20 protein-coding genes are annotated in these 20,830 nt (G+C 51.7%); 3 read left to right on the forward strand and 17 right to left on the reverse strand.

Annotated features, from left to right (window positions below; genetic code table 11):
• Positions 1-211 precede the first annotated feature (211 nt).
• Together PV407_RS01880 and PV407_RS01885 are read right to left on the reverse strand one after the other, a co-directional pair.
• Positions 212-1,135, reverse strand: coding sequence for a tyrosine-type recombinase/integrase (locus PV407_RS01880; RefSeq protein ID WP_332088151.1), 924 nt, complete (start codon positions 1,133-1,135; stop codon positions 212-214).
• 145 nt (positions 1,136-1,280) lie between these two features.
• A complete protein-coding gene (locus PV407_RS01885; RefSeq protein WP_332088152.1) occupies positions 1,281-3,431 on the reverse strand; it encodes a KAP family P-loop NTPase fold protein in 2,151 nt (716 codons plus the stop codon).
• 302 nt (positions 3,432-3,733) lie between these two features.
• On the opposite strand from PV407_RS01885, the gene PV407_RS01890 reads away from it, so the two are divergent.
• The 3 genes from PV407_RS01890 to PV407_RS01900 all read left to right on the forward strand — a co-directional run bounded on the left by PV407_RS01890 (position 3,734) and on the right by PV407_RS01900 (position 5,433).
• Positions 3,734-3,955 carry a helix-turn-helix domain-containing protein gene (locus PV407_RS01890; protein WP_332088153.1) on the forward strand — a complete coding sequence of 74 codons (222 nt, stop codon included), beginning with the start codon at positions 3,734-3,736 and terminating at the stop codon, positions 3,953-3,955.
• 65 nt (positions 3,956-4,020) lie between these two features.
• Positions 4,021-4,554: an HNH endonuclease gene (locus PV407_RS01895; RefSeq protein WP_332088154.1), complete on the forward strand. Its 534-nt coding sequence runs from the start codon at positions 4,021-4,023 to the stop codon at positions 4,552-4,554.
• 63 nt (positions 4,555-4,617) lie between these two features.
• Positions 4,618-5,433 (forward strand): hypothetical protein, encoded by an 816-nt coding sequence (locus tag PV407_RS01900; protein ID WP_332088156.1) that lies wholly within the window; start codon positions 4,618-4,620, stop codon positions 5,431-5,433.
• Positions 5,434-5,759: 326 nt separating this feature from the next.
• On the opposite strand, the gene PV407_RS01905 is transcribed toward PV407_RS01900, so the two are convergent.
• The 15 genes from PV407_RS01905 to amaP form a co-directional block, all read right to left on the reverse strand.
• On the reverse strand, positions 5,760-6,734 hold the full coding sequence (locus PV407_RS01905; RefSeq protein ID WP_332088157.1) for a tyrosine-type recombinase/integrase: 975 nt from the start codon (positions 6,732-6,734) through the stop codon (positions 5,760-5,762).
• A 182-nt stretch (positions 6,735-6,916) separates the two neighbouring features.
• Positions 6,917-7,711 carry a sporulation transcription factor Spo0A gene (gene spo0A / locus PV407_RS01910; RefSeq protein WP_332088212.1) on the reverse strand — a complete coding sequence of 265 codons (795 nt, stop codon included), beginning with the start codon at positions 7,709-7,711 and terminating at the stop codon, positions 6,917-6,919.
• A 692-nt stretch (positions 7,712-8,403) separates the two neighbouring features.
• Positions 8,404-9,732: a SpoIVB peptidase gene (spoIVB, locus tag PV407_RS01915; RefSeq protein ID WP_332088158.1), complete on the reverse strand. Its 1,329-nt coding sequence runs from the start codon at positions 9,730-9,732 to the stop codon at positions 8,404-8,406.
• A gap of 125 nt (positions 9,733-9,857) precedes the next feature.
• Complete coding sequence (gene recN / locus PV407_RS01920) at positions 9,858-11,576, reverse strand: DNA repair protein RecN (protein ID WP_332088159.1); 1,719 nt, start codon at positions 11,574-11,576, stop codon at positions 9,858-9,860.
• A gap of 29 nt (positions 11,577-11,605) precedes the next feature.
• A complete protein-coding gene (ahrC, locus tag PV407_RS01925) occupies positions 11,606-12,055 on the reverse strand; it encodes a transcriptional regulator AhrC/ArgR (protein ID WP_332088160.1) in 450 nt (149 codons plus the stop codon).
• 11 nt (positions 12,056-12,066) lie between these two features.
• On the reverse strand, positions 12,067-12,522 hold the full coding sequence (locus tag PV407_RS01930) for a hypothetical protein (RefSeq protein WP_332088161.1): 456 nt from the start codon (positions 12,520-12,522) through the stop codon (positions 12,067-12,069).
• Between the two features lie 155 nt (positions 12,523-12,677).
• Positions 12,678-13,502 carry a TlyA family RNA methyltransferase gene (locus tag PV407_RS01935; RefSeq protein WP_332088162.1) on the reverse strand — a complete coding sequence of 275 codons (825 nt, stop codon included), beginning with the start codon at positions 13,500-13,502 and terminating at the stop codon, positions 12,678-12,680.
• A 26-nt stretch (positions 13,503-13,528) separates the two neighbouring features.
• The gene (gene dxs, locus PV407_RS01940) at positions 13,529-15,418 is read right to left on the reverse strand and encodes a 1-deoxy-D-xylulose-5-phosphate synthase (protein WP_332088163.1); all 1,890 of its coding nucleotides are present in this window, start codon (positions 15,416-15,418) and stop codon (positions 13,529-13,531) included.
• A gap of 320 nt (positions 15,419-15,738) precedes the next feature.
• The gene (locus tag PV407_RS01945) at positions 15,739-16,641 is read right to left on the reverse strand and encodes a polyprenyl synthetase family protein (RefSeq protein ID WP_332088164.1); all 903 of its coding nucleotides are present in this window, start codon (positions 16,639-16,641) and stop codon (positions 15,739-15,741) included.
• A gap of 2 nt (positions 16,642-16,643) precedes the next feature.
• Entirely contained in the window at positions 16,644-16,904 is a 261-nt protein-coding gene (gene xseB, locus PV407_RS01950) for an exodeoxyribonuclease VII small subunit (protein ID WP_332088165.1), read from the reverse strand.
• On the reverse strand, positions 16,897-18,273 hold the full coding sequence (xseA, locus tag PV407_RS01955) for an exodeoxyribonuclease VII large subunit (RefSeq protein ID WP_332088166.1): 1,377 nt from the start codon (positions 18,271-18,273) through the stop codon (positions 16,897-16,899). Before xseA ends, xseB begins: the two co-directional genes overlap by 8 nt.
• Before the next feature lie 29 nt (positions 18,274-18,302).
• Positions 18,303-19,154 carry a bifunctional methylenetetrahydrofolate dehydrogenase/methenyltetrahydrofolate cyclohydrolase FolD gene (gene folD / locus PV407_RS01960; protein WP_332088167.1) on the reverse strand — a complete coding sequence of 284 codons (852 nt, stop codon included), beginning with the start codon at positions 19,152-19,154 and terminating at the stop codon, positions 18,303-18,305.
• A 42-nt stretch (positions 19,155-19,196) separates the two neighbouring features.
• Positions 19,197-19,664, reverse strand: coding sequence for a transcription antitermination factor NusB (gene nusB / locus PV407_RS01965; RefSeq protein WP_332088169.1), 468 nt, complete (start codon positions 19,662-19,664; stop codon positions 19,197-19,199).
• Between the two features lie 118 nt (positions 19,665-19,782).
• Positions 19,783-20,019 carry a DUF2273 domain-containing protein gene (locus PV407_RS01970; RefSeq protein WP_332088170.1) on the reverse strand — a complete coding sequence of 79 codons (237 nt, stop codon included), beginning with the start codon at positions 20,017-20,019 and terminating at the stop codon, positions 19,783-19,785.
• A gap of 18 nt (positions 20,020-20,037) precedes the next feature.
• Positions 20,038-20,595: an alkaline shock response membrane anchor protein AmaP gene (gene amaP / locus PV407_RS01975; protein WP_332088171.1), complete on the reverse strand. Its 558-nt coding sequence runs from the start codon at positions 20,593-20,595 to the stop codon at positions 20,038-20,040.
• Positions 20,596-20,830: the final 235 nt, after the last annotated feature.

Consider the following 20,830-nt stretch of genomic DNA (forward strand, 5'->3'; position numbering starts at 1 on the left):
GCGGGTATTTTTAAAACAATAATGTGTAATCACATTTGCTTCCTTGCGAAAAAACGATTCAAAGTTAAGTTCAGGTTTTGTCGAGATTATTGAACCCCATAGATTAAGCGTATCAACGATATCAGCGATAAACGAATCAGAATTGTCAGTAAATAGCTCCTCTATGGTTTTAATGATCTTACTCTTCCTCATAGATGGCTTTCCCTCCCAATTATATTTTGTTAATCGCAGCCCTTAGGTCATCTTTTGACGGCTCAACATACCTTTGCGTGGTTTGAATCGAATCATGTCCAGCTAGTCTAGCAACATCATGAATAGACACTCCTCTGTCTACTAGTGTTTTGCAGAAGGTGTGCCTGAGTGAATGGCAAGAAGGTTGGCCCTCCAATTTGTCACCATTATGACCTCGTTCAAGAAGCCCACAAAGCTCTAAATAGCGATCAATCAGAAAAGCAATACCTCGTGTCGTTAGCTGGCCTGAACGCTCTGAAACGAACAAATACGGGCTCTCCTGATGAGTTTGTTTGTCACTTGTCTGCCTGAATGTCAGCCAATACTTTATGGCTTTCTTCAAATCTGGATGGAGCGGGATAATCCTCCACTTTCCGCCCTTTCCATCAAGAACAGAGATTTGATTCTGTCTCAAATCTACATCGTTAATTTTGAGATCAGATACTTCCTCAACTCGAAGACCTGCACGAAGCATTGTCAATATGACCGCTTTGTCTCTAGCCTGTTTGGATTCATTCCGTTCCGTTTCAAGGACATTCAAAAGTCTGTTTTGTTCCAGAACCGTTAACCACTTCGGTGCGATGTTCTGTTGTATTCTTTTCATTTTGATTTTCTGCGCCGGATCGTTGCTTATTAAATGTGTGTCAACAGCCCATTGAAAGAAAGTCTTTAGTGCAGCGATTGTTCGATTCACGCTTGAAGGCTTCTGTTCGAGGTTGTTCATCAAATAAGAGCGATAATCCATCAAGTGAACCGGTGTTACCTTCTCTAATGCAACAGTGTCCTCTGTCTGCTCCAACCACCGGACAAAGCTTTTTAGCGTTGTTATGTAAGACCTGATTGTTTGTTCAGCCTTATCCTCTTCCTTCAACCATTTTTCAAAAGCAGAAATATACACTTCCATCAAACACACCCCTCATTCAAGTGTTATCAGATGAATTTATATCAATAAAATAATGTGTTATCGGACGAATTGTCAAGATGTTTTGAAAAAATTCTTCCGATAATATCATTTATAAGATGAATATTTGAAAGTGAATAAGGAGGGCTTAACCCTCCTCAGTCTCAGTTGAATCTTCGCTTTTTTGCTGATTTTTATGCAACCAAAAAAATTGTTGAGCAGTTTTTAACTGTATTTCCGTTTCATCGAACTGCGGATATTGTTCAGTGTGAATAGACTCACTAAACATGGTTTCTAGAGCATTTAGTATTACTTTTGCATCGACTACTTTAACAACAGAATTATATTGATCCCTTCCAAAATCAGCTTTATGAGACAGACCGCTTTCCAACCCCCATGCGGTAGGTAAATAACAAATTAGTAGTCGAATGGCGTGTTCAGGAGATTCATTTATCCATTCTGAAAGTTTCTTATTTGTTTCATCGCGGTTCCCGTATGTACTCCAGGCATATAAAAGTGCAGGAATCCACCTTTCATACTTTTCAAATAAAGCCGAGAGCCCCCCTTCATATGAAGTTATCCTGTTTGCATAAACTGAAGCAATTGTTGTTATTTCCTCTTCGCTAAATCCCCGAGGGTCCGGTCTTTCTTTTTTGTTCCTTCGAAACCAACGCAAACATTCAAAACCAAAAGGCAATGACGCTAATTGCAACAAATCCTTAGCAAATTCTATCCGGCTGGTGGAATCCTGAATATTTGAAACAAGATCCCCTATGAGCATCGCTGCCTTTGAAAAGGAAGATAAACTTAAAGGCGCTTCTGTATCTGGAAACATACCGGATAATTTGACCAGTATTCTAGATAACATAATTGAGACTTCATTACTCATTCTAGACACAAACTGACGAAGCTTTCTGAGAACAATATCAACATTTCTTTCGTGTATCAACTTGGTGAGACGAGTCGATAGTTCTTCCTCACGAAGCTCTGCCAACTGTAAAACAAATTCTTGTATTTCTTGGTCAGAGACATCGTTTTCAGGAATTGAATAAGAAAAATATCTAGCGACATATTCTTTTGAACAGATTCTTTTTGTTTCAGACCATGAGGTCTCCCAATCTGCACCGAAATGTGTATTTCTATATATAGCCTGTAGTCGGGGGAAGAGGTGCTCAAGTAGTTCTTGAGCAGCTTTAACTGTATCGGTGTTAAAACCTTTTAGTGCATCCGCTACTAGCTTTTTAACCTTTTCCTTATTTTCATCATTACGACTATTAAAGCCGTCAGCGGCCACAAAAAGAGCTGTATTTTGCCGAATGACATCATAAAGTTCTGGATAAAAAACTCTAACCCCTTCTATCAACATTAAATCTACGGTATTAATCTCCCCTTTTAATATTGGTAACGAGAAGGTGAGTATATTGCCATACAATTTTGCCTGTCTAGGTGTTCGAAGTTGACATTCTAAACCATCAACAAATTGACGAGCAAATAACTGGGCTTCATCATTCTTTAGATTTATTTCAGCTAAAGATAATGCCTCGTCTACAGCTTTGAAACAATAGTTTCTAAGTGTTTCTCTATTTAACATCGGTAGTTGTAAAGGAACTTGTACTATTTTTTCCAAGAACGCCTTTCCAGCATGATGTTGGCTTGCACCAAATCTTTCGTTTAAGGCCGCAGAGACCATATCATAATCAAAGGCTAATACATAGGCAGTATTTTTGAAATCAGCAGTTAGTTTAACTAGTCTAAAAATAGACTGAATTTCTGATTTTTCTAATCTATCAATATCATCTACTAAAATTACTACCCGTCGTTCCTGTTCGACTAAAATATTCTCTATTCGTTCGCGTAGTTGATCTAAATCGGCAGAGTTCAGTAAGGCAGTTAACCCGTCAACTGCATCGCCATATCCAACAGCAGAAGCAACAGGCTTAGCAAATCTATTTATAAAATCTCCGATTTTCTCAGTAGTTGTTGATAGAGAATGATCAATACTATCTGCTAATCGTGTAAAAAAGCCTTTTAATAAATTATCTTCATCCCCAAACCGCCAGGGATTAAATTTCATACAAACTATTTGTGGATTTTGTCTCAATTCATGCTCAATAAAATTAAGCACCGATGTCTTTCCTTCTCCCCAAGCGCCATACAATCCTATCACAATACTGCTTGGGTCTCGTCTTGAGGCAATAGTTTGCGCAACACGCTGAGCAAACGGCCATCGTTTGAACACATCATGGTCGGGAGTTTGAATAGGAGCGTCTGAAACATAACCATCTTTGTTTACGACCATTAATCTTGCACCTCCTCAAAAAATTACGACTAATTTTTGTACGATATAACTTGTCATTTCACACCAATACTGTCCAATCTAAATTATAACAAAAAGAACGAAACTGTTATCCAGTAATTATTTTTCGTTCCCATCATTTCATCAAAACGGTTGGGGGGAGTATTTACTAATATTTATTTGCAAATGTATTTGTGAGGAGAAGCGGGTGGGCAACAATTATGAATTAAAATAAAAAAATTCGTATGAACCGGTTGCACAATCCTTCTCTAGTCGCCTATAGCGATGAAGGAGGTGAATGTAGAATGCTTACGGCAAAGAACATTAGAACGATTAGAATGTTAAATGGAATGCGTCAAGAGGACCTCGCTGAAAAAACAGGTTTAAGTTTCTCCCTTATCTCATCAATTGAACGAGGCGTACGAAGAATCACCTGTCAATCCGAAAAACGGATTCGTGAAGCATTGAGTCTGAATGACCAGTTAATTCAACATATCAATGATATTGAGGCAGGAATTAGAAGATAAACTTCTTATCCTGCTTTTTATTTTTGGTGATATGTATGAATCCATCACACGAAAGGAATGAGATTATGAAAAACCCTTATCAAATCGATTGGTTGAACAATCAAGTATATATCGAGGCTTATACTCCGCATCAAGAGGAAGTCAAAGTTATAACAATCAGCCTGGATAAACTTGAAAAAGCCAAGCAAGGGAAACATTGGACATTGAAAAGAAAAGCAAATTCCTTTTATGCGAGAAGCATCCTGATCGATGATCAGGGGAACAGGAAGGAAATATACCTGCACCGATTCCTTACAGACTGCCCGGATGATCTAGTCGTAGATCACCTGTCAGGAGATACCTTAGACAATCGAAATGAAAACCTTCGTATTTGTACAAGACAAGCCAATAACCAAAATGCAAACATCAGAAAGGACAATAAAACCGGTTGGAAAGGTGTCACCATCAAAAACGGAAAGTTCGTAGCATCAATCCGAGTTAATAAAAAGAAAAAACATTTGGGGACATTTTCAACCTTGCAGGAAGCGGTTGCTGCCTATTGGGAAGCAAGTTGGGTTTACCACCCGCATGTAGACAAAAATGCACTGCCTTTTATCTAATCGCCTCCGCTTTATGAAGCAGGGGCTTTTCATTTTCAAATAAAAATAAGGAGTGATAATCTTATGCCGCTAACAAGAGGTATATCTTTAGAAACTGGTCAACTGGGGACTTTGGTTCCTCCAGGTGAAGGATACAAAGTAACAAGCCCTGCTCAACGGGAAGCTTATATAAAACACATTTTGCCTAAGCAAATTCAAAATTTCAGGAATGGCCCTAGCTTTACTTTTTTTGATAAAGAAGCGATCTCCACAGTTGAAAAGCTGCCCGACAAACATTGTGGCTACCTTCTTATGCTGCAAACCTATTTGGATTATGAAAATCGATTGATTTTAGGGAGAAGTAAGAAGCCAATGGATAAAAAGGATATAGCGTCCGTTTTAGGTATCCAAGGCACTTTATTATGTGAGTTCATCAACGAAATGCTTTACTATCAAATATTACTTGAGGAACCGGAAACAAAAACATTTTCTATCAATCCGCTATTTTACTTTAAGGGGGCACTTAACCAACGAAACGCAATAAAAATTTTCTCTGGAGATCTTCGGAGACTCTTCAAAAATGTAACTGCTAAAGATTTAGGCTTTCTTTTTCGAATGATTCCCTTTATCCATTATAGAGATAACATCCTGTGCATGAATCCCGATGAAACCTTGCCTGAAAAAATTGAAAGCATAAACAAAGTTACCTTATCTGAATTAACAGGCATAACAAGGAAAACACTTGATCAAAAAATTAGTCGTCTACGCTTTGGGGAATATCAAGTTTTTGCGGATGTCCATCGAGGAAATCAGTATCAATTGTATGTAAATCCGATGATATTTTATCGACAAAAAGGCTACCCTGATACAACCTTGTTGACGATGTTCTTAGCCAAATAGAATAGCGGGGACCGCACCCCGCACTCGCGTGTGAGGGGTGTCAGTAAACCGCAGACACCCCTCACAGATTATGAAAAAAAGCTAATTATTATTGTTTTCCTTCCCTGCCGGGCAAGGCGCCGCCAGCTCGGTTTCGTATAATTGAAACCTTCCTACTGGGGGCTTATGCCCCCACACCCCGGTATAGATATATAGAATAATGTTACCAATTTTTTAGACTTAAATCCCTCCAAAGCCTTATCATACAAGGCTTTTTCGTCATATTGGAGCCTACGCAAAATTACACATGAAACCCTTATTTTCTTCGCGAAATTACACATTCCGTTCTAAATATCCATAAAGGCAAGTGGGCTGTGTTTCTGATATTTCTTCCCGATCTCCTCATCCGTAAAGTCCAGATAAGCCTTTTGCGTTACTTCGACCGATGAATGCCCGAGAATCCTGCACAGACTGAACCAATCTCCATTGTTGAGGATATAGTACTTTGCGAAGTTGTTTCGCAACTGGTGAGGGTGGATATGGATTCCGACCCGCTCACCCGCTTCGCGTAAGGCTCTTTCATAATTGCGAACCTCCAGTTGGGTTCCCCTTGTAGTCGGGAAAAGAAACGGGCTATCAGAATAGCGATCTTTGTGCCGCATCCATTGCTTGATTTCATTTGTCGACTTAAACGAGAAATACACATACCTCTGCTGGCTGTTCTTCGGATTCGTCACCAAAATGCTTTTATGCTTGAAATCAAAGGCTTCTGGCTGAAGAGAAAGACATTCCCCAACACGCATACCTGTGTCCAGCAGCAGCCTTGTTATAGTGTAGTTACGATAGCCATGAAAGGCCGTCGTGTCAAATTGCCCCAACACTTTTTTGATTTCATCTGGCGTAAGTGTTTTCTTTACTTTACGCTGGACTTTTGGATTATTGATGCTCTCCACAGGGTTTTTGGGGATTTCCCGTTCAACACTATACAAGTAATTGAAGAACACTTTGATATTACGGATATAATTCGCAATCGTCGTCATGGAGATTTCTTTTTTATAATCCGTCCGGTGTTCGGGGAAATTCTTCTGTTTGCTCTCTTCCACATTCACAACCGAGTATTTGCCGCGCGTTCTTAAGTACTTTATGTACTGTCGGATATGCCCGGACTGTACTTTCTTAATGTCCTCAATTTGAAATTCGTCTTGAAGATACTTACCGAACAACTTTAACGATTGTTCATAGCTCGCTAATGTCTTTCTGGAAAGATTCTTGGACGAGCAATACAGCATGAAATTATCAAGTTGAAATTCAAAATCGGTCATAAAAATACCACTCCCTTATTGGTTTTTTGAAACCCAATAAAGCAGCGGTATTTGTTGGCTCATCATTCAGAAGTTTATCGGTATAGAAAAGGCATTTTCGGAAATTAGTCGCCATACTTGCACTGGATGGAAGCCAATTCCAAATCCCGCTATCCCTTGCTATACCTTTATTCTTCCCGCTTTCAGCTCACCTTATGCTCGATCCGCAGCTTATCCGCCACCATCGCGATAAACTCGCTGTTGGTCGGCTTCGACTTGCTGATGTTGATCGTGTAGCCGAACAGGTGGCTGATGCTGTCGATGTTGCCGCGCGTCCAGGCGACTTCGATCGCGTGGCGAATCGCCCGCTCGACGCGGCTCGGCGTCGTTTTGTACTTGTCGGCGATCGCCGGATACAGCGTCTTCGTAATGGCGCCGAGAATTTCGATGTTGTTGTATACCATCGTAATCGCCTCGCGCAAATATTGATAGCCTTTAATATGCGCCGGAACGCCGATTTCGTGAATGATGCTCGTAATGTTGGCGTCGAGATTGCGGCCTTTCGTAATCGGCACGACGTTCGGCTTGGACGCGACGTGCGACGTCATCGGAGATGCGTTGGTTACGAGCTGGCGAATCCGGTTCGTTAAAATTTCCATATCGAACGGCTTCAATATATAATAGGAGGCTCCCAGCTGAACGGCTTTTTGAGTGATGTTTTCTTGTCCGAAGGCGGTGAGCATAATGATTTTGGGCTGCGGATTCAAGTTCATTTCGCGAAGCTTTTCCAATACGCCGAGACCGTCGAGGTGCGGCATAATGATATCGAGAATAAGGACGTCCGGCGCCTTGTTGTTTTGTTCGATATATGACAGCACTTCGTTGCCGTTATATGCTACGCCCGCTACCACCATATCGTCCTGTTCGGAAATGAATTCGGAAAGAAGGTTCGTAAATTCTCGGTTGTCGTCAGCGAGTAACACTTCGATCTTTTGCAACATCAGTTCCTCCTCATTGGTCGAAAAAATTAAATGGGATCAATTCCACTATTACATGTTTTCGACAAAGGGAATGATTTTCCTTCTGTCGAAAAATTTTTTTCTTTTATTTTTTTAACAAATCATCTATAATAAATATTTTTCCTTACATTCTCTTACCGTTCGACAAAAAGCGAAATTCCACGTAATGCGCTCATATATCGGGGCAGGATAGTGTCCAAAGGAACACTATCCGCCTCGGCCAGGCGGCGAAACACACGCGTTAATGCGCTTGGGAGCACTATCGAAGCTGAAGTGCGGCCTACGGCGCATAAAAAACCTCGGATAGTGTCCAAAGGAACACTATCCGCCTCGGCCAGGCGGCGAAACACACGCGTTAATGCGCTTAGGAGCACTATCGAAGCTGAAGTGCGGCCTACGGCGCATAAAAAACCTCGGATAGTGTCCAAAGGAACACAATCCGGTTCATCCAAGCGGCGAAACGCACGCGTTAATGCGCTTGGGAGCACTATCGAAGCTGAAGTGCGGCCTGCGGCTCATAAAAAACCTCGGATAGTTCCAAAGGAACACAATCCGGTTCATCCAAGCGGCGAAACGCACGCGTTAGCGCACTTGGGAGCATGATCCGTCATCGCAAGTGCGCGAATCCCCGAGGATCCGGTTTCGATAAAAGCAAAAAAATCTTAAGACCGTTACCCGGCCTTAAGATTTTTTTGTTCGTTCGGATTGATGACGACGCCCGCGTCCTGCAGCATCCATTCGATGAAGCAGCCGTAGCCGGATGTCGGGTCGTTGACGAATACGTGGGTGACGGCGCCGATCATTTTGCCGTTCTGGATGATCGGGCTTCCGCTCATCCCCTGCACAATGCCCCCCGTTTTGTCGAGCAGCCGCGGATCGGTTATTTTAATAACCATTCCTTTCGTCGCCGGGAAATCTTGACGCGACACGTGTACGACTTCGATATCGAACTTCTCGACCTTTTGGCCGGAGACGACCGTATAAATGTGCGCCGGTCCTTCCTTGACTTCCTCCGCGAACGCGACCGGAATGGCCTCCTTCTCCAGACTGTGCTCCGGAGCGCCATACATTTTGCCGAAAATGCCGAACGACGTATTTTTCAAAATATTGCCGAGCACTTTGCTTTCGTTGAAAAAGTTGGCCCGCTTTTCGCCCGGTTCGCCGTTTTGGCTTTTGGCGATCGACGTCACCGTCGAATGCACGATATGGCCTTCGCCGACCGAGATCGGAGTCTGCGTATCCATGTCGGTGATGACGTGGCCGAGCGCTCCGTATACGCCTTGATCCGGCGCATAGAAGGTGAGCGTGCCGACGCCCGCCGCCGAGTCGCGAATGTACAAGCCGAGCCGGTACGTTTTGTCGACCGTATCGAACGCGGGGACGATATCCGCCTGAATGTGCTGGTCGCCGCGGCGAATTTTCAGCTTGATCGCCCTTTTCTGTTCGCCGGCTTTTTTGACCAGATCGGCCACCTTCGTGACGTCGTTCACGTACGTTCCGTCGAATTCCTGAATCAAGTCGCCGACTTGGATTTTGGCTTCTTCGCCCGGAGAAGTCTTTTTATTGTCCGCTACCGGGACAAGATGATGGCCGACGACCATGATGCCGTCCGATTTGATTTTGACGCCGATCGTCTGTCCGCCGGGTATGACCTTCAAGTCCGGCATGACGCTCACTTTGACGGTTTTCAGCGGAATTTTGCCGAACAGCCGAAGCTGCAGCTCCGTATTGCCGCTTTGCCCCGATTCGAGCGAGATCGGACGGTTCAAATCGACCCGAAACGAATGAGCCTCGTTGCCGTTCACTTTGACGACGTCGGGATTGACCGTCGCCTGGGCGTGTACGGGCATCGACAGGTGAAGCTCCTTGCCTTGGCCGGTAAACAATCTGATCTCGCCGGGGAACGACGCGAAGCTTTGAAAAGGAGTGGAAATACAGCCCAAACAAACGAAGAAGACGAGAATGAGACCCATCAATCTTTTTCTTTTGCCGGAATTCAACCCTGGTCACGCTCCTTTACGCATAAGCTGCCTGACTAAGCGGTATCGCCGATTGCGTACCTTTAAGGTAACCGGGCCTAGACGGTTTTATAACTGAGTAAACATGCCACGGAATGCGATTCGTTTCACGCTTTGGCGTTCATTTTCTTTTCATGCGCCAGATCGATCATCTCCTTCGCATGGCTCAGCGTCGTCTCCGTCACTTGGGCGCCGCCGAGCATCCGCGCCAGCTCGCGCACGCGCCCCGCGCCCTGCACGTCTTCGACCGACGTAAACGTCCGGTCGCCTTGTACGCTTTTTTGGATCAAATAATGCGAATCGGCCATGCACGCCACTTGGGGCAAATGCGTAATCGAAAACACTTGGCAATAGCGCGACAGCTCGGACATTTTCTCGGCGATCGCCTGGGCGGCGCGGCCGCTTACCCCCGTGTCGACCTCGTCGAAAACGAGAACCGGAATTTGGTCGACCCGCGCAAAAATCGCCTTCATCGCCAGCATAATTCTCGACATTTCGCCGCCGGAGGCGATTTTGGCGAGCGGCCGCAGCGGTTCTCCGGGATTGGCGGAAATTAGAAATTCGACTTCGTCCAACCCGCTTCTCGACAGCGGCGCCGGAGCGGCGATCTCGGCGTTTCCATGGCGCGCGAAGCTGACCTCGAACCGCGTCCGTTCCATATGGAGCGCCTTCAGCTCGGCTTCGATTCCGGCGGCCAGCCGTTTGGCCGCATGTTGGCGCAGCGTTGAAAGCTTCGCGCCGATCGCAAGCAGCGCCTCGTGCTCGCGCTCGGCCTGCTGCTCCAGCCGCTTGATCGTTTCGTCCTTGTTCTCGATCAGATCGAGCTCCTTGCGTATGCGTTCGCCGTAGGCGACGATTTCGGCTATGTTGTCCCCGTACTTGCGCCGCAGCGCCCCGATCGTCGTCAGCCGGTCTTCGATCTGCTCGAGCCGCTCCGGATTGAACTGGATCGAATCGCGATAATTGCGCAGCTGAAACGCCGCGTCCTCCAGCTGGTAAAACGCCGATTGCATCTGCTCGACAAGCGGAGCGAGAACGGCCGTATCGACGGCGGCGACGTCCGACACTTTCTGAATCGATTTCGCAATCGCAGTCAATCCTTTGGAGCCGTATAAAGCGTCGTATGAGTCCGCCACGTTCTGAAAAAGCTTCTCTGCATTAGCTAGCTTGCGCTTTTCTTCCATTAACGATTCATCTTCGCCGATTTTTAAATTCGCCGATCCGATTTCCTCGATTTGGAACCGGTACAGGTCGGCCATTTGCAGCGCTTGCTTGGACGTTTCCTCCAGGGAGCGCAATTCTTTCTTCAATTTGGAATACCGGTCGTACGCCTCCTCGAATTGCGACCGGACGGGAACGATGCGTTCGGCGTCGAACAGGTCGAGCCACTGCAAATGCGTCTCCGCTTTCATCAGCGACTGATGCTCGTGCTGCCCGTGAATGTTTACGAGGCAATCGCCGACTTCGCGCAGCATCGTCAAATTGACGAGCTGGCCGTTGATGCGGCTCGTGCTTTTGCCGCCCGCCGTCATTTCCCGGCGAATGATGAGCAGGCCGTCGCCCGCGGCGGCGATCCCGTTTTTGTCCAGCACGGCGCAAACCGGATGCCCCGGCGCGATTTCGAACTGCGCCTCGATTTCCGCTTTGTCGCACCCGTACCGGACGAGCTCCGCGGATCCCCGGCCTCCGGCGATCAGTCCGAGCGCGTCGATAATGATCGATTTCCCCGCGCCCGTTTCGCCGGTCAACACCGAAAAGCCGTTCCGGAACGAAACGGCGATATGCTCGATAACGGCCAAATTGCGAATGGTCAATTCCGTAATCATCGTTTAACTCCTCCCGCCGGATCGCCCGCTTACCCGAGCATGTCCAAAAATCGTTTCACGATTTCCGCGCTTTGCTTTTTCGTGCGGCAGATGATCAAGATCGTGTCGTCGCCGCAAATCGTCCCCATAATTTCACTCCATTCCAGGCTGTCGATCAGCGAGCCGAGCGTATTGGCCGTGCCCGGCATGCATTTCATGACGACCAAATTTTCCGTGTAGTCGATATGGACGAAATGGTCGGCCATCGCCCGTTTCAGCCGCGGCAGCGGATTCATTTTTTGCTCGGCCGGCATCGAATATTTGTAGCGGCCGTCCTCGAGCGGCACTTTGATCAGATGCATCTCTTTAATATCGCGGGAAATGGTCGCTTGCGTCACCTGAAATCCGGCGTTCCGCATCTCTTCCACGAGCACGTCCTGCGTTTCGATTTCTTTGCCGGAAATGATTTCTCTTATTTTAAAATGACGCTGGGCTTTCATCGGATCCTCCGTTAATCGCGTTCGACTTCGAACGTTATTTTCTTGATGGATTGGGCGGTCGCATCGACATAAAGGACGCCGGCCGCTTCCGGGTACAGCAGGCTGTAAACGAGCAGCCGTTCGCGGATGGCGCTTCCGGTCATTTCGAGCGGCATCCGGTCCCGCGCCAGCTTGACGATGAACAGCTCGTCCTCCTTGACGACGAACGCGTCGACGAACAGCCGGCTTTCCAGCTCCTGTCCGTCCACCGTCATGTAAATCGGCAGCTTCGTTTTCCCCGCGGCGATTTCGTAGCCTTCCCCGTTGAGCAGCTGCACCGCCTCGTCCGAAGGCACGAAAATGTCATCCTGGCGCGGTATCGCGAGCGACGGCCTAGGTTTGTTATACCATAGTCTTCCTCTCGCGTAAAACCAAATCAGCCCGGCCGCGATGAGCAGCAGCACGACAAAAGTGTCACCGGTTCGCATCGCCTATCCCTCCATGCCTGAAACATTCTAGAGACAAGCGGAAAATCCTTTCGAAACGGCAAAAAACCCATCGAAATCGATGAGTTTGCCGGGAGTGAAATTCGTTGATGAATGAACATTCGCGTTACGGCTTCCGACTCCACTCCAGTTTGGCTTTAAAACGCTTGCCCGGCGGCGGCTACCGTTTCCTCGATCAGCCGAAGCGTTTCCGCTTCCGTCAGCGTCCCGGTTTCCGCCGCGTCCATCGCCAGCAGCGCCAAAAATTCGATATTGCCTTCGCCGCCCGTAATCGGCGAAAAAGTCAGGCCCTGGACGCCGTAGCCGATGCCCGCCGCGAAATCGAGCACGCCGCGCAGCACGTCGCGGTGCACGTCGGGATCGCGGACGACGCCGGACTTGCCGACCTTGTCCCGTCCCGCTTCGAACTGCGGCTTGATCAGCGCGGCGACCCGGCCGTCCGCCGCAAGCAGCGCCCGAAGCGGCGGCAGGATGAGCTTCAGCGAGATGAACGACACGTCGATCGACGCGAACGTCGGCACCGGCCCCCGCAAATCGCCCGGCTGCATGTACCGGAAGTTGGTGCGCTCCATGACGCAAACGCGCGGATCGGTGCGCAGCTTGTAGTCGAGCTGATTGTAGCCGACGTCGACCGCGTAAACGAACGCCGCGCCGTTTTGCAGCGCGCAGTCGGTAAACCCGCCCGTCGACGAGCCGATGTCGATCATGACCGCTCCGTTCAAATCGAGGCCGAACGTCCGAATCGCCTTCTCCAGCTTCAAGCCGCCGCGGCTGACGTAGGGGTGAACGGCCCCCTTCACCTGAATCGACGCGTCGCGGGAAATTTTCGTCCCCGCCTTGTCGATTTTTTCCCCGTCGACGACGATCAGGCCGGCCATAATGGCGGCTTTCGCCTTTTCCCTGCTATCGTAATAGGCTTGCTCCACCAGCAGCACGTCAAGCCTTTCTTTGCTCAATGACATATGGGTACGTTGCTCCTGCTTCGCCGTCAAGCGCGCTGCCGCCGGCGGGGCAGCATCGACTTCAGCTCCGTGACGATCCGCTCGGGCGTCAGTCCGACTTCCTGGCGCTGCTCTTTCGGGCTGCCGTGCTCGACGAAATAATCGGGAATGCCGATCGGCTTCACCTTCGCGTCGTACAGGCCGCGTTCGGCATAAAATTCCAGCACCGCGCTGCCGAAGCCGCCGTGCAGCGCGCCTTCCTCCAGCGTCAGCATATGATAGCCGCCCTCGTACAGCTCGAGCAGCATTTGTTCGTCCAGCGGCTTCAAAAAGCGGGCGTTGACGATGCGCGGCTGAATGCCTTCCGGCTTCAGCAGCTCGGCCGTCTGCGCCGCCAGCTCCAGCATCGGGGCGCCCGCCGCGACGATCGCGAACTTCTCGCCGTCGCGCACCGTTTCCCACGTCCCGATCGGAATCGGCTTCAGGACGTCGTCCATTTTGACGCCGACGCCGTTCAGCCGCGGATACCGGACCGCGATCGGCCCGCCGTCGTAGTCGATCGCCGTTTTCATCATATGGCGCAGCTCGTTTTCGTCCTTCGGCATCATGAGCACCATATTCGGGATGCTGCGCATAAACGCGATGTCGTAGACGCCCTGATGCGTTTCCCCGTCCGCGCCGACGAAGCCCGCGCGGTCGATCGCGAACACGACGTTCGTATTTTGCCGGCATATGTCGTGAATGATCTGGTCGTAAGCGCGCTGCATGAACGTCGAATAGACCGCGAATACCGGCTTCATCCCTTCGAGCGCGAGAGCCGCGCACAGCGTTGCCGCATGCTGCTCGGCGATGCCAACGTCGATCATCCGGTTCGGAAACTTGTCGGCGAACTTCAGCAGCCCGGAGCCGCTCGGCATCGCCGGGGTGACGGCGACGATTCGCTCGTCCCGCTCGGCCAGCTCGATGAGCGTGTTGCCGAACACTTCCGTGTACATTTGCGGGCCGACCGCCTTGACGAATTGGCCCGATTCGATTTTGTAAGGGCCGCCGCCGTGCCAAGCTTGCGAATCTTCCTCGGCCGGGGTATACCCTTTGCCTTTTACCGTCACGACGTGAATGAGCACCGGACCGTTCGCTTTGTCCGCCTGCTTCAGCGTGTCGAGCAGCTGATTCAGGTTATGGCCGTCGACCGGACCGAAGTACGTAAAGCCGAGCTCCTCGAACCATACGCCGGAAACGACCAAATATTTAAGGCTGTCTTTCAGCCGTTCCGCCGTCTTCGCCAGCGTGCCGCCGATCGCCGGTATTTTTTTGAGAAAATGTTCGAATTCTTCCTTGACTTTGTTGTAATGCCTGTCGGTGCGTATTTTGGACAAATAGTTGTGCAGGGCGCCCACGTTCGGGGCGATCGACATTTCGTTGTCGTTCAAAATGACGGTCAAATTTTTGCCCTCGTGTCCGATATGGTTCATCGCCTCGAGCGCCATCCCGCCCGTCAGAGCCCCGTCGCCGATCAAGGCGACGATTTTGTTCGTCTCGCCCTTCAAATCTCTGGCGATCGCCATGCCCATCGCCGCGGACAGCGACGTGCTGCTGTGGCCCGCTTCCCAAACGTCGTGCTCGCTTTCCGACATTTTGACGAAGCCGCACAGCCCTTTGTATTTGCGCAGCGTATCGAAGCGATCCTTGCGGCCGGTCAATATTTTATGAACGTACGATTGGTGGCCTACGTCGAATATGAATTTGTCCTTCGGGCTGTCATAGTAATAATGGAGCGCCAGCGTCAGCTCGACCACGCCCAAGTTCGGAGCGAGGTGGCCGCCCGTTTTCGACAGCTTCTCGATCAGAAAGGCGCGTATTTCGGCAGCGAGCGTTTCCATTTCGGAAACGGTCAGCTTTTTCAAGTCGGCCGGGCTGTTTATTTGGTTTAGAAGCACGTTTGTGCCCTCACTTTCCGTTTTCGCTTATTCCCTACGCCCGCCAAGCATCGGGAAGTTCGGCCGACATGAGGTTCGGCGAACGGCTCGCATTTCGTTACGTATACCTCAGCTTCCGCAAATGGCGCGGTCGTTATGTAGGCTACGCTAAAACGATAACTACGACACATTATAGCACAACCTCGATTTGTCGCGGAAGTGACCCGCGAAAAACGCGTCGAAACCCGCGCCGCACGCGGGACGAAAACTCCGCTAACGATGCCGTTTAAGGGCCGGGAGAGCCGCGAAACGCAAAAAAAGCGGGGCTTTCCAGCCGCCGCTCAATGGTCCCGCTTCATCAAGTAATCGGCAAGCTGCAGCAGCCGTTCCGGCTTCGGAAAACCGGCATCGGCGATCGCCGCCTTGCCGAGCTCGGTCAACCGCTCGACCTTGGCGCGGGAGCCGTCCAGCCCGATGAAGTACGGATACGTCACCTTTTGCAGCTTCTCGTCGCTGCCTACCTGCTTGCCCAGCTTTTTCTCGTCGCCGACGATGTCGAGAATGTCGTCCTGGATTTGAAATGCGAGGCCGACGTTCGTTCCGAACAGCTCGAGCGCTTCGAGCTGCGCGTCGGTCGCGCCCCCGATCCGTCCTCCCGCCTTCAGCGAAAAGACGATCAGGTCGCTCGTCTTGTGCAGATGAATATAGTCGAGCTCCTCCAGCCGGGTCAGCCCCTGCTCGCCCTGCATGTCCGCCACCTGCCCGCCGACCATGCCGCGCGGGCCCGCATAAACGGACAAATCCTCGATTATCGCGAGTACGCGTCCGGCGTCGACGCCGCGCTCGCGGGCCGTCTTCGCCGCCATGTAAAAAGCGTGGGTCAGCAAAGCGTCTCCGGCCAACAGGGCCATCGCTTCGCCGAATACTTTATGGTTCGTCGGCCTGCCGCGGCGGTAGTCGTCGTTATCGAGCGCCGGCAAATCGTCGTGGATGAGCGAATACGTATGCACCATCTCGATCGCGCACGCGACCGGCATCGCCGCTTCCGCCGAACCGCCGCACGCTTCCGCCGCGGCGATCGTCAAAATCGGCCTCATCCGTTTTCCGCCCGCCAGAAGCGAGTATGCCATCGATTCCCGAAGCACGCCGGGAACCGGCCACTCCTCGGGCAAGCATCCCGCCAGCTCCCGCTCGATTCGTTCCGCATGGCCTTGAATGTAGTCCGTTAAGGACCGTTCCGACATGCCTATCCATTCTCCTTTTCGTCCGAAACCGGCTGGAACGGCTTTTTCGCGAAGCTTCCGTTTTCCTCGAGCAGCGTCTCGATTTTGCGCTCGACCTGCTCCAGCTTTTGACCGCACAAATGCGACAACGCCATTCCTTCCTGAAACAGCTCGATCGCTTTTTCAAGCGGCACGTCTCCGTGCTCGAGCTTCGCGACGATTTGCTCCAGCTTGTCCATCGCTTCCTCGAAGCTGACGCCGTTTCCGTTCTCCCCGTTACTCATCCCGGTTTTCCTCCATTCCCCATACGTGACAATCGAGCTGGCCGTCCGTCAGACGGACGCGCACCAGATCGCCGGGCTGCACTTGCCCGATCGACTTGATGATTTGCCGCCGCTTCTCGTCGTAGACGAGCGAATAGCCGCGCTGCATCACTTTAAGCGGACTGAGCGCGTCCAGGTGGCGCAGCTGGGCGTTCCAGCGCTGGCGCGTTTGTCTCGCGGTCGTCTGCATCGAGACGAGCAGCTGGCGCTGCGCCACCTCGACCCGTTTTTTGGCGAAATCGAGCTGCTGCCGGGGATTGTGCGCCGACAGCTTGCGCTCGAGCTTCATCGCCGATTCGCGCGACTCCGACAGGCGCCGGCGCAATCGGAACGCAAGCTGCTCCCGCAGCCGATCCAGCCGCTGCGCCGGCTCCTGCAGCTGCCTTCGCGGCTGCGTCAGCACCGGCGAACGGCGCAGACGATGCAGACGCTCCCGCTTCACGCTCACCTGCGACGTCAGCCCTTTTATGAGCCGCTGCGACAAATGCGCGATATGCTGCTTCAGCTCCAGGTGATGCGGAACGGCGAGCTCGGCGGCCGCGGTCGGCGTAGCGGCCCTCAGATCGGCGACGAAATCGGCGATCGTGAAGTCGGTCTCGTGGCCCACGGCCGATATGACCGGTATCGCCGACGCCGCGATGCTTCGCGCGACCATCTCTTCATTGAAAGCCCACAGCTCCTCCAACGAGCCGCCGCCGCGTCCGACGATGAGCACGTCCGCCTCGCCGTGCCGGTTCATCGCCTCGATGGCGCGGACGATGCTCGGCGCCGCCTGGGCGCCTTGAACGAGCACCGGATAAAGCAAAATCGGCACGGCCGGAAAACGGCGCTGCAGCGTCGTGACGATATCCCGGACCGCCGCCCCCGTCGGAGACGTGATGACGCCGACGGCGCGGGGAAATTTCGGGATCGGCCGCTTCCTCTCCTGCGCGAACAAGCCTTCGTCCCCGAGCTTTTTTTTCAGCCTCTCGAACGCCAGGTACAAGTTCCCGATGCCGTCCTGCTGCATCTGCGTCACGTACATCTGGTACTGGCCGTCCCGCTCGAAGACGGAAATGTTTCCGCGGGCGACGACCTTCGAGCCGTCCCGCGGAATAAAGCCGAGACGCTGATTGTTCGAGGCGAACATGATGCATTTGACCCGGCTGTCCGCGTCTTTCAGCGTGAAATACATATGTCCGCTCGAATGGTGCGTGAAATTCGATATTTCGCCGCGCACCCAGACGTCCTGCAGCACCGAATCGCCTTCGAGCTTCATTTTGATATAGCGGGTCAAATCTTTGACCGACAACACTTTTTGCTGATTCGGCGGTTGATTCGCTTGCAGCATCGTAACGGATCGCCCCATTCGGCCGCCGCTCAGCGGCGCAGCGCTTTCGCCGCCTGCACCGTATTTTGCAGCAGCATCGTAATCGTCATCGGACCGACGACGCCCGGCACCGGCGTAATCGGCCCGGCGATATCGACGACGTCGTCGAAATCGACGTCGCCCACGAGCGTCCCGTCGTCCAAACGGTTAATCCCGACGTCGACGACGACCGCGCCGGGCTTGACGAATTCCTTCGTGACGAATTTCGGCTTGCCGATCGCCACCACGAGAATGTCGGCCTCGCGGCAAAGCTCCTTCATATTTTCGGTGCGCGAATGGCACACCGTCACCGTCGCGTTTTCGCGGAGCAGCAGCATCGCCACGGGCTTGCCGACGATGTTGCTGCGGCCGATGACGACGGCGCGTTTGCCGGATATCGGAACGCCCGTCCGTTTGATGATTTCGATAATGCCGGCGGGCGTGCACGGAAGCAAGCCCGGTTTGCCGATCGACAAATTGCCGACGTTGATCGGATGGAAGCCGTCGACGTCTTTCTCCACCGCGATCGCGTCGATGACCGCGTCTTCGGAAATATGCTTCGGCAGCGGAAGCTGCACGAGAATGCCGTGAATGTTCGCATCCCGATTCAGCTTGTCCACCAGCGCGAGCAGCTCGGCCTGCGACGTCTCGGCCGGGAGGCGGTGCACCTCGGAATAAATGCCTACCTGCTCGCACGCCTTCGCTTTGTTGCGGACGTACACCCCGGAGGCGGGATCGTCGCCCACGAGCACGACGGCGAGCCCCGGGCGAAAGCCTTCGGCCGCCAGTCGATCGACTTCTTCCTTCAAACCGCCGCGGATGTCTTGGACCAGTTGCTTGCCGTTAATGATTTGCTGAGCCAACGGTAATTCCTCCTTGTCACGTTTGTCGCCTGGGGCATTCGTTTAGTGGGACGTTTCGAAGCCGCCCTTGATGCGGTCCAGTTCCTTGATCATTTTGCCGAGCACGCCGTTGACGAACTTGCCCGACTCGTCCGAGCCGAACCGTTTCGCCAGCTCGATCGCCTCGTTGACGACGACTTTCGGCGGCGCTTCCTCGGTGCCGAACAGAAGCTCGTACGCCGCCAGACGCAAGATTTGCCGGTCGACTTTGGACAGCCTGTCCACTTTCCAGCCGGTCAAATAAACGCCGAGCACCTCGTCGATCCGTTCCTTTTGGCGCCACGTTCCCGCCACCAGATCGGTCAAATAGTCCGACCCGGCCAGCGCGCCGCCGCCGATTTTCAAATCCGCTTCGTTGTCGCTGCGGGCTTCCTCCAGCACGGTTTCGATCGCCGCTTCCGGAGAGACGTCGTTCATATCGATCTGGTACAAGCTTTGCACCGCGATTTCCCTGGCCAATCTTCGCTTCATTGCGCGATTCATCCTCCTGCCTTCGTTCCGTAAGGCTGCTATGCGTACACTATACCATAAAATCGGTTTTGCAAAAAAGAAGAAGGCCGTATCCGTGTCGGAACGCCCTTCCGCCGTTTCAGCGAAACCATTTCCACCGATCCGCAAGCCGGCTCGCCCTCTCCAGCCACTCGTCCGCGGTCAGCCTCAGCTTCCCCGCGTCGTACTTGCCGCCTGCGTACGCGCAAACCGAAATGATAAAAGCGACGATCAACATATCCCAAAACCCGCTGATCAAATAGACGATGCCCAGAAACAGTCCCGAAGCGACGCCGATCAGCAGTCCCTTGCGCTTATCCCACAGCTCGTTCCACATCGCGCCAGCCACCTGCCTCTATTCGACTCTGCTTTTAAACGTCTGGGATTGGACGACGTTGGCTACGAATACGGATACGTTCGCTACGGGAATCCCGGTAATGTCCTCGATATGGCTTTTGACCGAACGCTGCATCTCTTCCGACAGATCGGGTATCGAGCTTTCTCCGTCCACGAAGGAACGGATGACGATTTCGAGTCCGGCGTCGCTGACCGACACCTTCGCCTTCATGTCTTTCACGCCGCGAACGCGGCCGGCCGCTTTAAGCGCCAGGTTTTCGACCGTTTCCATCGAAATGCGGATATCCCCGAAGTCGGTCCGCTGATCGATCGACGGAATTTGCCCTTTGCCGCGGCGCACCGCCACATAAAAAAAACGGCACGTCACGAGCAGCACGAACAGGCCGATCGCGATTGCCGGATAAGCCGTAGATTTCTCGTAATACAGGTTGCGCAAAAAGTCGCCCGACGTTTCGATCGGAACCCATCCGAACGATGCGGTCAAAAAAAAGACGACGCTGATCCCGATAATCAGCGTATACAAAAACAGCAGCAACCGGTCCAATACTTTGATCACGTATGTAACGCCCCTTCCGCATAAAAAACGTCTGACCGAAGCGTTCCGACGATGTCCGTTCGTACGTAGCGGCGGCTTTCGGTTCCGACGAGCGTCCGCTCTAATTCCCGGCTCGGGCAAACGTAAAACAAGGGCGACAGGTTGTCCGGGCAAAGCCCCGAACAAGGCCGCGAAGCGCTGCCGCTCCGCCGGCCTTTGTTTATCGGAAGCTCCGCCTAGGCGGACGACCTTTCGT

Origin of the sequence: Paenibacillus sp. GYB003, assembly GCF_036577625.1 — a bacterium.
Lineage (GTDB): Bacteria > Bacillota > Bacilli > Paenibacillales > NBRC-103111 > Paenibacillus_AB.

What these genes read in the sequence shown, in the direction of transcription:
- PV407_RS01880 (WP_332088151.1), bottom strand. Translation starts at nt 1,135, where the DNA reads ATGGAAGTGTATATTTCTGCTTTTGAAAAATGGTTGAAGGAAGAGGAT.
- PV407_RS01885 (WP_332088152.1), bottom strand. Translation starts at nt 3,431, where the DNA reads ATGGTCGTAAACAAAGATGGTTATGTTTCAGACGCTCCTATTCAAACT.
- PV407_RS01890 (WP_332088153.1), top strand. Translation starts at nt 3,734, where the DNA reads ATGCTTACGGCAAAGAACATTAGAACGATTAGAATGTTAAATGGAATG.
- PV407_RS01895 (WP_332088154.1), top strand. Translation starts at nt 4,021, where the DNA reads ATGAAAAACCCTTATCAAATCGATTGGTTGAACAATCAAGTATATATC.
- PV407_RS01900 (WP_332088156.1), top strand. Translation starts at nt 4,618, where the DNA reads ATGCCGCTAACAAGAGGTATATCTTTAGAAACTGGTCAACTGGGGACT.
- PV407_RS01905 (WP_332088157.1), bottom strand. Translation starts at nt 6,734, where the DNA reads ATGACCGATTTTGAATTTCAACTTGATAATTTCATGCTGTATTGCTCG.
- recN (WP_332088159.1), bottom strand. Translation starts at nt 11,576, where the DNA reads ATGATTACGGAATTGACCATTCGCAATTTGGCCGTTATCGAGCATATC.
- ahrC (WP_332088160.1), bottom strand. Translation starts at nt 12,055, where the DNA reads ATGAAAGCCCAGCGTCATTTTAAAATAAGAGAAATCATTTCCGGCAAA.
- PV407_RS01930 (WP_332088161.1), bottom strand. Translation starts at nt 12,522, where the DNA reads ATGCGAACCGGTGACACTTTTGTCGTGCTGCTGCTCATCGCGGCCGGG.
- PV407_RS01935 (WP_332088162.1), bottom strand. Translation starts at nt 13,502, where the DNA reads ATGTCATTGAGCAAAGAAAGGCTTGACGTGCTGCTGGTGGAGCAAGCC.
- PV407_RS01945 (WP_332088164.1), bottom strand. Translation starts at nt 16,641, where the DNA reads ATGTCGGAACGGTCCTTAACGGACTACATTCAAGGCCATGCGGAACGA.
- xseB (WP_332088165.1), bottom strand. Translation starts at nt 16,904, where the DNA reads ATGAGTAACGGGGAGAACGGAAACGGCGTCAGCTTCGAGGAAGCGATG.
- xseA (WP_332088166.1), bottom strand. Translation starts at nt 18,273, where the DNA reads ATGCTGCAAGCGAATCAACCGCCGAATCAGCAAAAAGTGTTGTCGGTC.
- nusB (WP_332088169.1), bottom strand. Translation starts at nt 19,664, where the DNA reads ATGAAGCGAAGATTGGCCAGGGAAATCGCGGTGCAAAGCTTGTACCAG.
- PV407_RS01970 (WP_332088170.1), bottom strand. Translation starts at nt 20,019, where the DNA reads ATGTGGAACGAGCTGTGGGATAAGCGCAAGGGACTGCTGATCGGCGTC.